We start from the raw sequence: 15,187 nt of genomic DNA, 5'->3' as shown, positions 1-15,187 counted from the left end.
CGAACTTTGTTCGCAATGTCGAACGTAGAGCCGCACGCGTCCGAGAGAGAGCCGCCCGTGAGCACACGATCCTCCCTGCCGTCGCCGTCCCGCCGCACGCTGCTGCGCGCTCTGGCCGCCCTGCCGGCTTCGGCCGTGCTGATGGGCGAGGTACCCGGACTGCTCGGCTCGGCCCTCGCCGCCGCGCCGCCGAGCGGCTCGGCCACCCGCTACACCATCGTGCCGTTCCTCAACAGCAACGACGGCACCGTGAACGTCTACCAGTCCGACGACGCCACCGACTTCCGGCTGGCCAAGTCGTCCGCCTACACGCCGCCGAGCAACCGCATCCGCGACGCGAGCATCTTCAAGCACACGAACGGCTACTACTACATCACCTACACCACCCACACCTGGCAGGACCCGAGCACCACGATCGGCTTCGCGCGCAGCTCGGACCGGGTCAACTGGACGTTCCTGTACGACTACACGGTCCCGATCGCCAACCTGTCCCGCGCCTGGGCGCCGGAGTGGTTCGTCGACAGCGACGGCAGCGTGAACATCATCGTGTCCTGCTCCACCACGAACGACGAGTGGATCTTCACCCCGTACCTGCTGAAGGCCACGAACACCGCGCTGACGACGTGGAGTTCACCGGTGGCGCTGTCGGGCATCGGGGCCAACCACATCGACACGTACATCGTGAAGATCGGCTCGACCTACCACGCCTTCACCAAGAACGAGACGTCCAAGTACATCGAGTACGCGACGGCCTCCCGGCTCACCGGCCCCTACACCATCAGCCGCACCGGCAACTGGGCCGGCTGGGGCAGCTACCGCGAGGGCGCGGCACTGGTGCAACTCGACAACGGCGGCTGGCGGATCTTCTACGACGGCTACGGCGACGGCACCTACTACTACAGCGACAGCTACGACACCTTCGCGACCTGGTCGGCCCCGGCGGCACTGCCCGGCGTCTCGGGCACGGCCCGCCACTTCACGGTGATCAAGGAGACGGTGTCGGGCGGCCCGAGCCTGGCGAGGAACGTCACGCGCTCCTTTCAGTCGGCCAACTTCTCCACCCGGTACTGGCAGTCGCAGTCCTCGCTGCTCAACCTCCCGGTGGTGAGCGGCTCCAGCACCACCGCCGAGAAGCAGGCGGCCACCTTCACGGTCGTCGCCGGCCTCGCCGACGCGAACGGCTACTCCTTCCGGGACGCCGCCGGCAACTACCTGCGCCACTGGGACTTCCGCGCCCGCTTCGACCCGAACAACGGCACGTCGACCTTCGCCAGGGACGCCACGTTCATCGCCCGCACCGGCACGTCGAGCGGCTCACTGCGCTTCGAGTCGTACAACTACCCCGGCTACTACCTGCGCCACTACGACTACCAGCTCCGTGTGGCCCGCGCGGACGGCACGGACCTGTTCCGGCAGGACAGTTCGTTCGTGCCGACGGCGGCCTGGGGCTGAGCGGTCCGGCACCGCCGCCGCGCGTGAGGCGGCCGGAGCAGGCCCTGCGGCCTGGTCCGGCCCGCCGCCGGGCGGCATTGCGTGAACTCCTTGGTCGATGCCTTCAGGCCCGCTGACCTCCTCGGGAGTCGTAGAAACCCCCGGCCACGCCTCTTCGGAGCCGCTCAGCCAGGCGACGAGCCGGACGGTGAGGGCGACGACGAGCCGCCGTACGCGCGTTCGCAGTGCGGCCAGTCCCCGAAGCTCTTCGTACGGCTCCACAGCCGGTGGGCGGCCTGGATGTTCCACTCCGCGTCCAGCGCGTCGCGGGGGGTGCCCCGCAGCTCTCGCAGTCTGGCGTCGGAGATCTGGAAGACGCCCCAGTTCCGGGTGCCGTTGGTGTTCGGCAGGATGTGGAACGGATCGAGGAACGACTGGCAGTCGGCGATGGCGACCGCGCGGTCGGGCGCTTCGCGGAACACCTCACGGATCCGCTGCCGCACCCTCTGCGGCGTCCAGGTGTTCATCCGGGTCTGCGCTGCGTACAGCGCCTTCTTCGTCTCCTCGCCGACCACCCCGTTGGGGCCGATGCCGGACAGCACCTGGAAGGCGGTCACGCGACGCAGTGTCTGCGGGCCGAAGTCACCGTCGACGTCCAGCTCCGCCCCGGCCCGGACCAGGAGCCGCTGCACCTCCCGCACGCAGGCGTCGTGCTGACCCATGCTCACCGGCTGGGCGCACGCCGCCGAGAACAACAGGCGTTCCCCGCCGCCGGACGCGCCGCCGTCAGCCGGTCCGGTGCCCGAAACGGCCGCCACCACCCATGCCGTGGCCCCCAGTGCGAGGATCAACGCGATCACTCCGAGAGTCTGCGATCTCGCGCGGTGCCGTGACGGGCGCTCGGCGGGTGCGGGCGGCAGCGGCGCGGTGGCCGGGAGGGGATCCGGTGCGCGGTCCCCTGCCCGGCCGGCACCCGGGTCCGGCACCGGGTCCGGCACCGGTTCGCCACCGCCCCCGTCGCGACCGGGCTCCCGGCTGGCGTCCGCCAGGGCCCAGAGCCGGTGTAACCGGCGCAGTTCCTCCGGTGACGCCCCGCAGGCGGTGGCGAACCGGTGCGCCGATCCGTAATCCAGCGGGACGTACGAGCCGGAGCAGTACCGGTGCAGACTGGAGCTGCTGATCCCGGTCTTCCCGGCCAGCGCCCCGTAGCTGAGGCCCGCTCGTTCCCTGAGTGTCCGCAGACAGGCCGCGAACTCCTCGAACTCCACGGGCTGCGATGACATGGCTCCCCCTCGGTCCTCATCCGCTCTGCTTGTCCCACCGGTGTCCCAGCAGGTCAGCAGAAGTACGAGGTCCCACGCGTCTCGGTGTCCCAGCATCCCACCGGGTGACGCTCCCTTGCTAGCCACCGGCGCCTGCTGCCAGCGTCGGCCTGGCTCGGGCACGGCACAGGGTTGGGGCCCGCCGGACCGACGGAACCCACGGGTGCCGGAGGTGCCGGACCGTGCCCGGTCGCTGCGCACACACCGTGGCGCAGACAGGAGGTGCCGACGCGGACTGCCGGAAGGCCCACGGACACGGACAGAACGTGGGGCCTTGGAACTCGCACGGGCGGCACGGGGCGTCCGACGCCGAGTCGGCCGTCCGCGACGGCACCACCGGCAAGACAGTGATCCGCCCCGGCCCAGGCCACACCGACGTGCCGTCGGAAGGCCGGCCGGAGCGGTTGTCCTCCGAGGACGGCCTTGTATCCGTTCTCGATCCGACGACCACACACCAAGGGGAACGCTCATGCGATTGCGCACATTCGCCGCGGCCGCCGCAGCGGCCGCGACACTGGTGACCGGGCCGGCTCTGGCCGCGCCCGCACTGGCCGGCACGTCAGGGGCGGCCGGAGTCCACGGCTGCAACTACACGGACTCCACTCCCACCATCTCCATGGCGCGCAACTCCAGCGGCACCGCCGTCAAGCAGGCCCAGTGTCTGCTGGAGTACTGGGGCTACGACGTCGGCTCCTCCGGCATCGACGGTGACTTCGGTGAGGACACCAACGACGCGACCCGTTCCTTCCAGTACGACAGCAGGTACTACTGCACCACGCGGCTGAGCGTGGACGGCGAGATCGGTACGAACACCTGGCGGGCTCTGCGCGGCGACGGCTGCCCGTAGGCCCAACGGCCTTGTGGGCCAGGAGTCTGCGGCAGTGCGTGATCCCGGACGCTGACGATCCGTCCGGGGCGGGGCGTGCCGTACGCGGCGGCGACACGGCAGTCCCCTGCGGACAGAGCACCAGGCAGTCCGGCCGGTCCAGCCGGTTGATCGGTCACTCCGCACCGACGGCACCGCGGCGAGCAGTACGCCGCGGTGCCGTCGGCGATCGGCCTGCTCCCGCACGGGGGCCGTCGAGTCGCGAGCCGGGGACGTTCAGGGTCTCCCGGTCGGGGTAGTCGGGTGAAGTGGCCCTGAGCGCAGGGAAGGGCCGGACTTCTGCGGGGCGCCGAGTCAACGTGATGAGTGAAAGCGGTTGGATATGGCGGCAGTGGTGAGACCCGGCAATCTGACGGTGACGACAGTCGACGACACCCCTTCGCACGTTGCGGACCACGCGTGATGTCGGCGCCGTCGGTCACGACCGCCGTCGCCGCGGAGCATCTCGGTTCGCCGGTCAATTCCCACAACGAGTGGGACCCGTTGGAGGAGATCATCGTCGGCCGTCTCGACGGCGCGACGATTCCCTCCGACCATCCGGTCGTGACCTGCAACATCCCCCCATGGGCGGCGCGGCTGCAGGGGATCGCCGCGGGTTTCCGCTATCCGCATCTGCTGATCGAGCGGGCGCAGCAGGAGCTCGACCAGTTCATCGCCCTCCTGGAGTCCCTCGACGTCACGGTCAGGCGCCCGGAAGCGGTCGATCACCGGCAGCTCTTCGGCACCCCCGACTGGTCGTCGCGCGGGTTCTGCAACACCTGTCCGCGCGACAGCATGCTCGTGATCGGCGACGAGATCATCGAGACCCCGATGGCCTGGCCGTGCCGGTACTTCGAGACCCACTCCTATCGCGAGGTTCTCAAGGACTACTTCCGGCGTGGGGCGCGCTGGACGGCGGCACCGAAGCCGCAACTCACCGACGCGCTGTTCGAGAAGGACTTCCGGCCCCCCAAGCCGGGGGAGCCGATGCGCTACATCCTCACCGAGTTCGAGCCGGTGTTCGATGCGGCGGACTTCGTGCGCGCCGGACGCGATCTGTTCGTCACGCGGAGCAACGTCACCAACCGCATGGGCATCGAGTGGCTGCGCCGGCATCTCGGACCCGGCTACCGCGTCCACGAGATCGAGAGCCGCTGCCGCACACCCATGCACATCGACACGACGTTCATCCTGCTCGCGCCCGGCAAGGTACTGGTCAATCCCGAGTACGTCGACGTCGACCGCCTGCCCGACGTCCTGCGCTCGTGGGACGTCCTGGTCGCCCCCGAGCCCGACCCGATCGACGAGCGCCTGCTCAAGATCACGTCGATGTGCGGCAAGTGGCTCAGCATGAACATCCTGATGGTCGACGAGAAACGGGTGATCGCGGAGCGGCATCACACCAGCATGCTGCGCGCGCTCGAGAAGTGGGGGTTCGAGCCCATCCCGTGCGACCTGCTGCACTACGCGCCGTTCGGTGGCTCGTTCCACTGCGCGACCCTCGACACCCGCCGACGCGGCACGCTCGAATCGTATGTCGACTGACCGGATCAGCTGCGTCGGGAGCGTTCAGCCTCTGGACGCCTGCCGGCCCGGCTCACGCGCGGGAGCGCCGGCTGACGACGGCTGACGACGGCCGGCGTGGCGCGTGGACAGCGCCGCCCGCGTGCCGCGCCTAGCCGGGCGGTGCGGTGAGGCGTTCCACTTCTTGGGCGGCCTCACGTGCCTCCTGTTCGGCCTCGTTCACGGCGTCGACGGCCGCCTGCCGCCCCTCCACGGCTGCCCGCTGCTCCTGTTCCGCCTGCTGGAGTTCCTCCTGGGCCTGGCGCAGTCGCTGTTCCGCGGCGGACACCTGCCGGCGGGCCTGGTCGTGCCGGTCGCGTGCCTGCTGGACCAGCGCGTCGGCGTCCGCTCGTGCGGCGTGCCGGTCGCGCAGGCGACGCTCGGCCGCCCTGGCCGCCTTTTCGGCCCGGGCCCGTTCCTCCCGCCGCCGGCGTCGTTCGGCGAGGTCGTCCTCGGCCCGCGCCCGCGATGACGGCGGCGCCGCAGCCCTGGATGACGGCTTGGACGTCGTCGGTGACTTCGGTGACCTCGGCGGCTTCGGTGACTTCGACCGCGGGCCGGACTCCTGGGGGGTGGAGGCGGGGAACGCCGACGGCGGGGTGAGCGCGGTCTCCAGCCGGCCGGTGGCCCACCGGGCCGCCGCGTCCTCGTCGGCGAGCACGGCACGCAGAGTGGATGCCACCTCCCGCTGGGCCGTGTCCGACAGTCGGTGCCCGGCCTCCCGGGCCAGCCGGGCAGCCTGCCGGGACAGGGCGGAAACGACCGTGCGGCGCTGCTCCGACAGCTCTTTGATCCCGTCGGCGTCCAGGGACCGGTAGGCCTCGCGCAGCGCCTGCCCCAGCTCCAGGAAGCGCCGGCTCTCCTCCTGCCGGCCACGCAGGAGCAGGTTGGCAGCCCAGGCCGCGAGGGTGGGGCGGCGTGCGGCGTGGATCCGGCGGGCATCGTCCACCCGGCCGTCCGCCTTGGCCGCCGCGGCCAGTTCCTCGCGCCGGGCGACGAAACCGGGCGGCGGCGTGATGTGGAGCTCGTCGAGAAGGGCCTCCACGTCAACGGCCTCCCCATCAACGGCCTCCCCGTCCGGCCCGGTGCCGCCCCGCCCTCCCTTGCGCCGCATGCTCCTCGCCTTTCGTCGGGTGTGACCACCGCGCACGTCGAGCCCGCCGCTCGTGCGGCGGCCGGCCGGTCGCCTCCGCATCGCCTCCGCGCACTCAGCCGCCCCGGCGTCCGGGAGAAGGGAACGCCGAGGGGGACAGGTAGGCGCGGTAGTCAGGCCGGTTGCGCAGGTCCGGCAGGGGGAGGGCGCGCCAGCCGCGGGCGTAGGCCGGGGGACGCCGGTCCCCGGAGAGCAGGACGGCGACCGGCCGGTGCCGGGCCGCGGCGGCGAGGCCGCCCGGCGTGATGCTCGTGTCATGGCCGGCGGGCTGGCGGGAGGCGCAGCCGGCGCGGAACGCGACCCGGATCGCCTCCTCGCCGGTGATCACGCAGGGCGGGCGCACGCCCTGCGCGCGCAGGGCGGCGGCGATGCGGGTGTGGTCGGCGGTGTCTTCGCGCACCCGGCCCGTCACGCCGTCGAGAACCTGGTACTGGACCACGAGGTGTGCGACGACCGCCACGCCGAGCAGAGCGACACCGACCCGGCGCCACGGTGGCCGCACACGCCACACCCCGACCAGGCACTGCGCCACCGGCAGGCTCAGCAGGGCGTACGCCGGCAGCAGGAAACGCGGCGCCGCGTAGCCGACGGTGAACAGGTAGGGCACCGCGAGGACCAGGCCGACCCCGGTCGCGAGGGCGATCCCGGCCCGGTGGCGGGCGCGGGCGCGGGCCGCCGCCCATACGCCGCCCGCGACGAGCACGGGCAGCGCGAAGAACCACAGACCGGCGACGGGGTCCCGCCAGGGCACGTCGCAGGGACGGCACAGGATCCGCCCGCTCAGCGCGCGTACATGGTCGTCGACGGCGAAGTACGCGCCCAGCTGCCCCTGGATGTCGCTGGCTCGCCGCAGCCGGGCGAACAGGCCGTCGTACCGCGCGTACGCCTCGACGATCCACTCGGCCGAGCCGACGGCCAGGCCCGCGGCGAGGACGAGGAGCAGCGACAGCCGGCGCCGGGTCCGCAGCAGCAGCGCCGCCGCCGCGAGCGGCAGGACCAGCCACACCGCGTCGGTGGGACGCATCAGCGCGGCGAGCGCGACCCCGGCGGCCAGGCCGGCCAGCGCCCGGTGGTCGCCGGGCCGGCGGACGGCGCGCAGGAAGCAGCCGGCCGCGACGAGTGCCCCGTAGGCCACCCAGAGGTTCGGCATCACCTGCGGGCCGTAGAACACCGTGATCCACAGGCTCGCGAACAGCGCCCCGGCGACCGTGAGGACGGGAGTGGGCAGCATGCGCCGCCACACCCACAGCGCTCCGAACAGCCCGCAGCCGGAGAGCACGGCCAGGTAGACGCGCAGTGCCAGGGTGGAGGTGGTCACCGCGGTGACGGGGGCGACCAGGACCGTGACGCCCCGGGCGCGGGGCGCGCTGAAGAACGCCGCCGGGGCCTGCGGGCTGACCTGGCTGACGTACACGGTCTCGTCCCAGCCGAGCCCGAGGCCCGGCACCACCAGAGTCAGCTGGACGAGCGTGAAAGCGGCGGCGACGGCCGCCGGCCACAGCAGCGCACGGGCGGCCACCCCCGCTCGCGGAGCACGGCGGCGATCACCGTGCTCCCGGCGTCCTCGATCCCGCCGGCCTCCTCGCGTCCGCCGCTGTGCCTCGTCCGGCAGACCGCGCGGTGGGCCGGAGATCAAGGGGGATTCCTGCACGGTCCGGCCTCCTTCGACGGTACGGCGACGGCGTCCACGGCCCGTGTCCGCGCCTCCACGCTGCCGGTGGCCGCGGTGGTCCACCAGGCCGGTGCGGCACTCGGCCGAGCGGCCCGTCCCGAACGGGTGAGCGGGAAGGACCCCGCGGCAGGGCATGAGGAAGCCGCCGGAGCGGACGGCGGGCGCGGACGGCCGCCGACGCGCCGTCGCCGGCCTTCGTGGTTAGCATCCGGACAGGCAACGCCTACGGACGGAAGACACGGAGACCGTCATGCACAGGACATCCGCCGCGCGCCTGACAGCGAACCGTTCGCGCCTGGGACACAAGGTGCGTCACGCGCTGCGTCATCCCCAGCGCGTTCTGCCCTACCTGCGCCGGGCGGGCAGGGACGGCTGGCTGCGGTTCCGGCACCGGGGAAGTCACATCGCGTACTACCGCGCGGTGATGGCGTCGGACATCGCGAGGAGTCCCGAGGCGGCGGTGGGGGGCGTGCCGTCGCACGCGCGCTGGCTGGCCATCGGGCAGATGCAGTACGACTACCTGGTGCGCCACGGGCTGCGGCCGCGGGACCGGATGCTGGAGATCGGGTGCGGCAATCTGCGCGCCGGGTGGCGGTTCATCGAGTACCTGGAGCCCGGGCACTACGTCGGGATCGACATCTCGCCCGACATCCTCATCGAGGCCGAGAAGACCCTGGTCCGCTACGGCCTCCAGCGGAAGCTGCCGCACCTGACCCCCGTCGCCGACCTCACGCTGGACTTCCTGCCCGACGGGTACTTCACGGTGGTGCACGCGCACAGCGTGTTCTCGCACTCGCCGCTGGAGGTCATCGACGAATGCCTCCGCCACGTCGGACGGGTGCTGGCCCCTGACGGCTTCTTCGACTTCACCTTCGACCGCACCGCTCGCGACGAACACCAGGTGCTGGGCGAGGACTTCTACTACCGCACCGAGACGCTGATCCGGCTGGCCGAGAAGCACGGTCTGACCGCCCGCTTCATGGAGGACTGGGAGCGACTGCCGCACGGCCAGTCCAAGCTCCGGGTCACCCACCCCACGCCGGACCGCGCCCGGCCCCGTCCGCCGGGCCCGCCGGCCGGCCGATCGGCTGACCCGGCGGGCCCGGCGGGGGGCTGAGGGCTCGTCACTCGTTCCCCGTGTCCTGGGGCTCCCAGCGCAGCAGTTCTCCCGGCTGGCACTCGAGCACCTCGCAGAGCGCGGCGAGTGTGGCGAAGCGCACGGCCTTGGCGCGGCCGTTCTTGAGCACCGCCAGGTTGGCGGGCGTGATCCCGACGCGTTCCGCGAGCTCGCCCACGGACATCTTCCGCTTGGCGAGCATCACGTCGATGTCGACGGCGATCGGCATCAGATCACCTCGGCGAGCTCAGCCCGCATCCGCGCCGCCTCGATGTCGCGCGCGACGGCCTGGGCGAGCAGCATCCGCAGCACCAGCACGATGAGCGCGACCCCCAGCACCGCCACGCCGGCCCCGCCGATCAGGAGGACCACGCCCGGGGCGACGGCCTCGCCCGGCGCCAGCACGACCCCGAGCGCGAAGACGAGGAGCGCGGCCGCCACGACCGCGCCGATCACGATGTGCACGTACCGGAAGGCACCGTGCGAGAACACGGTGCCGCGTCGCACCATCGTCACCAGGCGCCACACACAGACCAGCACGACCTGGACCGCCACGACACCCAGCACCGTGATGACGAGGAACGGGATGCGCAGGTGTGCGACGTCCTCGTCGAGGTCCCTCATGTCGATGGCCAGCAGCGGCACCATCACCGCCTGGACGAACAGCGAGCCGGCGAGCAGCGCCACGAGCACGGCCCGCAGCGCGAGCACGGTCAGCTTTCCCATCGCTTCCCCTTCGATCGAGTCACGATGGAAATCTATCGATAGTCGATAGGTTCGGCAAGGGGCCGGGTGAGGTCAGTACTCCAGTTCGGGGCGGAGGGGGCCGCCGACCGTGTGGAGGTGCCGCAGCACCTGGGCGTAGGAGTCGAAGAGCCCGGTCTCGTGGTAGGCGATGCCGTGCCGGGCGCAGAACGTCCGCACGAGTTCCTGGGCATGACGCAGGCTGGGCCGCGGCATGGACGGGAACAGGTGGTGCTCGATCTGGTAGTTCAGCCCGCCGAGCGCGAAGTCGGTGAACCGGCTGCCGCGGATGTTGCGCGAGGTCAGTACCTGCCGGCGCAGGAAGTCGACCTTGGCGTCCTTGGCGAAGAGGGCCATGCCCTTGTGGTTGGGGGCGAACGAGCACCCCATGTACAGCCCGAACAGTCCCTGGTGCACCGCGAGGAAGGCCACCGCCTGGAGGGGCGACAGGACCACGAAGAGGGCGGCGAGATAGCCGACGAGATGCGTCGTCAGCAGTGCCGCCTCGGCCAGCTTGGTCACCCGTGAGGTACGCGAGCCGGTGCGCTCGAACATCGCCTGGACACCGGCGACGTGCAGGGCGAGTCCTTCCAGGAGCAGCATCGGGAAGAACAGCCAGGCCTGGTGGCGGCCCAGCCAGGCGTACGCCCCGGTGCGGACGCGGGCCTGGTCCTCGGTGAAGGCGATCGCGCCGTCGGCGATGTCGGGGTCACGGTCGACGTGGTTGGGGTGGGAGTGGTGCCGGTTGTGCTTGGAGATCCACCAGCCGTAGCTCAGGCCGATCAGCAGGTCGGCGTGGATGCGGCCGAGCAGGTTGTTGACGCGCTTGGAGGAGGAGATCTGGTGGTGCCCGGCGTCGTGCCCGATGAACCCGGTCTGGGTGAACATCACGGCGAGGAACGCGGCGGTCAGCAGCTGCCACCACGACTCCCCGATCAGGGCGAACGCGGTCCATCCGGCGGCCAGCAGCAGCAGGTTCGCCCCGACCTTGACGGAGTAGTAGCCCGGGCGCCGCTTCAGCAGCCCGCGCTGCTTGACCTCGCGGGACAGCGCGGCGTACTCGCTGCCCCGGCCGTCGGCGGAGGGTTTCGCCGGCTCGGCCTGATCGGCCGGCTCGATGCCCCGGTTGATGATGTCAGTGGTCATGGTGTCCTTTCGGGATGCGTGCGGGCCGGTGCAGGCGGCGCGGGGGCGGGGCGCCGGGTGCTGAAGCCCGTATCGAAGCAGCGCGAGGCAGGCCCGCGGCGCGGGCCTGCCTCGGAATCGGGTGTCCTCAGAGCGCGCGGACCTGGTCGGCCCGTATGCCCTTGGGGCCGGGAGTTCCTTGGGCCATGGGGTGTGTCTCCTTCGAGACGGCGATGTAGGGCGGAGACCGCGCGTGCTCGCGCGGTCCCGGGCTGCTGGTCGCCAGCCGTCGAAGAACACTCCGAAACGACAAAACGCCCGCTGTCAGAACTCCGCGGGCGCTTCCACGTTCGCAAACTTCAACTACAACCACTCGTTACAACGTCCGGCGTGCCGGGATGGTTCCCGGCCGGGCGGGGAAGGTCCGGCGACGCCCTGACCGGCCCGCTCCGCTGCCGGAGGGGAGTACGGTTGAGGTACCGAGCGCACCTCGCACGCCGTCATCCGTCTCGGCGTCGCCCTCGGGGAACGGCACAGGCCGCAGCGCATCGACGCCGGCCGGAAAAGAGCCGCACCCGCATGTCCCTGATGAGCCTCGGCGTCCTCGCCTCCTCCCGCAAGGAGAACGAGTTCCGCCTTCCGCTGCACCCCGCCCACCTCGACCGGATCGCTCCGGACGTACGGGAGAAGATCTTCCTCGAAGAGGGCTACGGCGAGCGGTTCGGCGTCGCCGACGACGCGCTGCGACCGCTCGTGGCGGGCCTGCGCCCCCGTGCGCGGCTCCTCGACGAGTGCGACGTGCTGATGCTGCCCAAGCCCATGCACGAGGACGTCGCCGCGCTGCGGCAGGGCCAAGTGCTGTGGGGATGGCCGCACTGTGTGCAGGACCGGACGATGACCCAGCTCGGCATCGACCGGCGGCTGACCCTGATCGCCTGGGAAGCCATGAACCACTGGACGTCCGCGGGCGCCTTCAGCGTCCATGTGTTCCACAAGAACAACGAGCTCGCCGGTTACTGCTCGGTGCTGCACGCCCTCCAGCTCGGCGGGCTGACCGGCAGCTACGGGCGCCGCCTGCGCGCGGTGGTCATCAGCTTCGGCGCCACGGCGCGCGGAGCGGTCACGGGCCTCGGTGCCATGGGGGTCTCCGACGTCACGGTGCTCACCCAGCGCGCCGCGGCGGCGGTCGCGTCACCGATGCCGTCGGTCGTGATGGGCCACTTCGAGGAGCAGGAGGACGACCCGTCGCGTCTGCGGGCGGTCACCCCGTCCGGTTCCGCGCCGCTGGCGGAGTACCTGGCCGGGTTCGACATCGTCGTCAACTGTGTCCTGCAGGACACCGACGCGCCGCTGACGTTCGTCACCGACGAGGAGCTCTCCCTGTTCCGGCCGGGAACGTTCTTCGTCGACGTCTCCTGCGACGAGGGCATGGGCTTCGCCTGGGCCCGGCCGACCACCTTCGACGACCCGATGCACACGGTCGGGCCGGGCTGCCACTACTACGCGGTGGACCACAGTCCGTCCCACCTGTGGAACTCGGCGACGTGGGAGATCAGCGAGGCGCTCCTGCCCTATCTGCGCAAGGTCATGAGCGGTGCCGCGGCATGGGAGTCCGACGCCACGATCAGCAAGGCCATCGAGATGCGTGACGGCGTCGTACGGAACCCGAAGATCCTCTCCTTCCAGCGCCGGGCGGCCGCCTACCCGCACCCCGTCGAGACCCCGGCCGTCGACACCGCCCGGACGACGAACTCCGCCGTCCAGCGGGTCTGACGCACCGCGGGACCGCGGGACAGATTGTGGGGCTGCCCCGCCTGGCCCGGTGAGGGATCCCGGTGAGCGGCTCCCGTGAGGGCGGTCCGCCCGCGTCCGGGCGGACCGCCCTCAGGCTTCCCACGAGGGACTCCCACGGGATGAGTTCCCACTCCTGCGAGCCGTCCGTGACCGCGTTCCGCAAGATCAGCGGCGATCCGGCAGACGCTCCGGTCAGGTACAGGCTCGTGTTCTTCATGGACCGCAGCTTGGAGAACCCGTCGGCGTGGAGAACCCGTCAGCGGTCTTGACGAGGCGTCCGGGCAGCCGGACGGAGCAGTTGCCCGAGGGCCAGGATCGCCCGGGGATGCCGGGCGACGGTCCCGGCCAGTTCCTCGAACGCCTTCCTCGAACGCCTTCCGCGAACGTCTTCCGCGGATCCTCCACGGGCACGCCACGGCCACTTCATGGGCACGCCGCCACAGACCTCGACGTGCGGATCCGGACGCCACGTCCCGGCAACCCGCCCGGCGTCGGCGGCGACCTGTGGCTGAGATCCCGTCCCCCACCGAGGGAGTCCACCCCATGCGCACCCTCCTCGCGCGTCTGGTCGCCGTCCTCGCGGCCCTGGCCGCCCTGTCGGCCGCACCCGGCGCGGCGGCATCCGCGGCGTCCGCGGCACTCGCGACAACGGCGACGTCGGCGGCAACGGCCGCGCCCGGCGCGCCCGCACCCTCCGGCGCACCGGCCGCACCCTCGTTCCAGGCGGCCGACGACTGGAACCCGCCCGCCCACCTGGTCCAGCCGCTCAACGAGGTCTGGAACCACGTCCAGTCGACCTACCCCGACCTCCACGGCTTCCGCAACTACGGCTGGGACCAGGTCATGGCCAACAAGGGAAGCATCAACTACTGCGTCCGCTGGGAGTCGGACGCCCCGGTCACCGCCGCTCTGCGCGACCGGATCCACACGGCGCTGAAGAAGCAGTTCGCCAAGTGGACCGCCGCCATGGTGGACAACGGCACGGGCACCAACGCCTGGCCGTACACCACCGTCCCCGTCACCATCGTCGGCTGGGCGGTCAAGGACCGCTCCACCCTGCAGTGGACCGACAACTCCGTCGACATCTACGCCGGGAACCTCGACGGCGGCGGCGCCCCGCAGTGCGCGCCCGACTGCGGCCGCTTCTTCCACCAGGACGGCGACTACTCGAAGTGCCCGGGTGGCGCGGCCCGCCACTACGACCAGTCGCTGTGGCTGACGAAGGGCTTCCAGGGCGGCGCCGGCGGCGACTGGGGCCAGCGGGTCGGGCAGGAGTACTTCACCGGCGCGCTGGACAAGGAGAACATCCACATCTATCTGCACGAAGTCGGCCACACCTTCGGCCTCGACGACTTCTACGACTGGACCCCGACCGGCCAGTGCTGCTTCCTCATGAAGGCGGGCAGCGCCGACCGGATCACGGAGTTCGACACCTGGATGCTCCGCGACTTCTGGCGCCACCTGAAGAGCCGGTACGGCCTCTGACACCGCCTCTGACATGTGCCTGACCCACACCCGCCTCCCGCCTCCCGCCGACGGCTATCGGCTGCGGGCTGCCGACCGAGGCGGAGCGGGGCACGCCTGCCGCGCCGGCCAGACCCGACGTGGGATTCCGCGTCGCGCGTTCCACGCCGGCTGGCCGGCGAGGGTCCGGGCGCCCAGGACGGCCGGGCAGCTCCGGCTTCTCGGCGTCCTCGGTGTCCGGCCGGCCGTGCAGACCACCAGGTGCAGGTCACTGCCCGCCACCCGGAGCAGGTCGCGGTCCAGCGTCAGCGTGCCCACCGCCGTCCGCGCCCCGGGGACACCGGCGTACCACTCCGCGGGCGTCTCCTACCCGGGGTCCAAGGGCGGCGGTCGGTCAACACGATCACCGTGCAGTGCGCGAAGGCGTTCCCGGCCCTGCGGATCGACGCCGTCGGGCGAACCCGGGACGGACCTCGGGCGAACCCGGGCTCCCCGGACGGAACCCAGGCATCCCCGGACGGACCCAGGGCGGTCCCCGAGGGCCTGGTCGGCTGACCGGGTCCGCCGCGGGCCGGTCAGATCACCGCGTCGGCGCGCAAGGCCTCGATGTCCTCGCGGCCGCGGCCGAGTTCGGTGAGGATCGCGTCGGTGTGTTCGCCCACCGCCGGCACCGAATCCATCCGCGCGGGCAGACCGGCCAGGTCGGCCGGCGGGAGCAGTGCCTGCACCAGCGCGCCGCCGGGCACGCCCACGTGCCGCCAGCGGTCGCGGGCGGCCAGCACCGGGTGGTCGAGGAACGCGGCCACGTCGTTGACGCCGGCGCACGCGATACCGATGTCCTCCAGTTCCTGGAGGATCTCCTGCGCGCCGGAGCGGGCGACCCGCTCGGCGACGATGGCGTTGAGTTCCCGGCGGTGGGCGACGCGGTCGGAGCCGG

General features: G+C 71.7%; 13 protein-coding genes. 6 read left to right on the top strand and 7 right to left on the bottom strand.

What is annotated here, in order from left to right; all coding sequences use genetic code 11:
* Positions 1-57 precede the first annotated feature (57 nt).
* Positions 58-1,452 carry a glycoside hydrolase family 43 protein gene (locus ACWD0J_RS23810; protein WP_451497835.1) on the top strand — a complete coding sequence of 465 codons (1,395 nt, stop codon included), beginning with the start codon at positions 58-60 and terminating at the stop codon, positions 1,450-1,452.
* A 164-nt stretch (positions 1,453-1,616) separates the two neighbouring features.
* Here ACWD0J_RS23810 and ACWD0J_RS23805 read toward each other — a convergent pair whose 3' ends face one another.
* The gene (locus tag ACWD0J_RS23805) at positions 1,617-2,714 is read right to left on the bottom strand and encodes a helix-turn-helix domain-containing protein (protein WP_451497834.1); all 1,098 of its coding nucleotides are present in this window, start codon (positions 2,712-2,714) and stop codon (positions 1,617-1,619) included.
* 508 nt (positions 2,715-3,222) lie between these two features.
* On the opposite strand from ACWD0J_RS23805, the gene ACWD0J_RS23800 reads away from it, so the two are divergent.
* Entirely contained in the window at positions 3,223-3,600 is a 378-nt protein-coding gene (locus ACWD0J_RS23800) for a peptidoglycan-binding domain-containing protein (protein ID WP_451497833.1), read from the top strand.
* 441 nt (positions 3,601-4,041) lie between these two features.
* Positions 4,042-5,163 (top strand): amidinotransferase, encoded by a 1,122-nt coding sequence (locus ACWD0J_RS23795; RefSeq protein ID WP_451497832.1) that lies wholly within the window; start codon positions 4,042-4,044, stop codon positions 5,161-5,163.
* A 130-nt stretch (positions 5,164-5,293) separates the two neighbouring features.
* On the opposite strand, the gene ACWD0J_RS23790 is transcribed toward ACWD0J_RS23795, so the two are convergent.
* Together ACWD0J_RS23790 and ACWD0J_RS23785 are read right to left on the bottom strand one after the other, a co-directional pair.
* Positions 5,294-6,295 (bottom strand): hypothetical protein, encoded by a 1,002-nt coding sequence (locus ACWD0J_RS23790; RefSeq protein ID WP_451497831.1) that lies wholly within the window; start codon positions 6,293-6,295, stop codon positions 5,294-5,296.
* Positions 6,296-6,389: 94 nt separating this feature from the next.
* On the bottom strand, positions 6,390-7,853 hold the full coding sequence (locus ACWD0J_RS23785) for a hypothetical protein (protein WP_451497830.1): 1,464 nt from the start codon (positions 7,851-7,853) through the stop codon (positions 6,390-6,392).
* A 403-nt stretch (positions 7,854-8,256) separates the two neighbouring features.
* Here ACWD0J_RS23785 and ACWD0J_RS23780 point away from each other — a divergent pair, with 403 nt between their 5' ends.
* The gene (locus ACWD0J_RS23780) at positions 8,257-9,123 is read left to right on the top strand and encodes a class I SAM-dependent methyltransferase (RefSeq protein ID WP_451497829.1); all 867 of its coding nucleotides are present in this window, start codon (positions 8,257-8,259) and stop codon (positions 9,121-9,123) included.
* Positions 9,124-9,130: 7 nt separating this feature from the next.
* Here the strand turns inward: ACWD0J_RS23780 and ACWD0J_RS23775 are convergent, their stop codons facing one another.
* From ACWD0J_RS23775 to ACWD0J_RS23765, 3 genes are all read right to left on the bottom strand, one after another.
* Positions 9,131-9,352 carry a helix-turn-helix domain-containing protein gene (locus ACWD0J_RS23775; protein WP_451497828.1) on the bottom strand — a complete coding sequence of 74 codons (222 nt, stop codon included), beginning with the start codon at positions 9,350-9,352 and terminating at the stop codon, positions 9,131-9,133.
* Positions 9,352-9,849, bottom strand: coding sequence for a DUF2975 domain-containing protein (locus ACWD0J_RS23770; protein WP_451497827.1), 498 nt, complete (start codon positions 9,847-9,849; stop codon positions 9,352-9,354). The genes ACWD0J_RS23775 and ACWD0J_RS23770 overlap by 1 nt, the downstream gene beginning before the upstream one ends.
* A gap of 72 nt (positions 9,850-9,921) precedes the next feature.
* The gene (locus ACWD0J_RS23765; protein WP_451497826.1) at positions 9,922-11,013 is read right to left on the bottom strand and encodes a fatty acid desaturase family protein; all 1,092 of its coding nucleotides are present in this window, start codon (positions 11,011-11,013) and stop codon (positions 9,922-9,924) included.
* A 558-nt stretch (positions 11,014-11,571) separates the two neighbouring features.
* On the opposite strand from ACWD0J_RS23765, the gene ACWD0J_RS23760 reads away from it, so the two are divergent.
* A complete protein-coding gene (locus ACWD0J_RS23760) occupies positions 11,572-12,765 on the top strand; it encodes a N(5)-(carboxyethyl)ornithine synthase (protein WP_451497825.1) in 1,194 nt (397 codons plus the stop codon).
* A gap of 564 nt (positions 12,766-13,329) precedes the next feature.
* Positions 13,330-14,271, top strand: coding sequence for a hypothetical protein (locus ACWD0J_RS23755; RefSeq protein WP_451497824.1), 942 nt, complete (start codon positions 13,330-13,332; stop codon positions 14,269-14,271).
* A 554-nt stretch (positions 14,272-14,825) separates the two neighbouring features.
* Here ACWD0J_RS23755 and ACWD0J_RS23750 read toward each other — a convergent pair.
* Positions 14,826-15,187: CoA transferase (locus ACWD0J_RS23750; protein WP_451497823.1), on the bottom strand; the 362-nt coding region annotated here is incomplete at its 5' end.

This window comes from Streptomyces sp. NPDC003011 (genome assembly GCF_053591515.1).
This window is presented reverse-complemented; position numbering and strand designations above follow the sequence as displayed.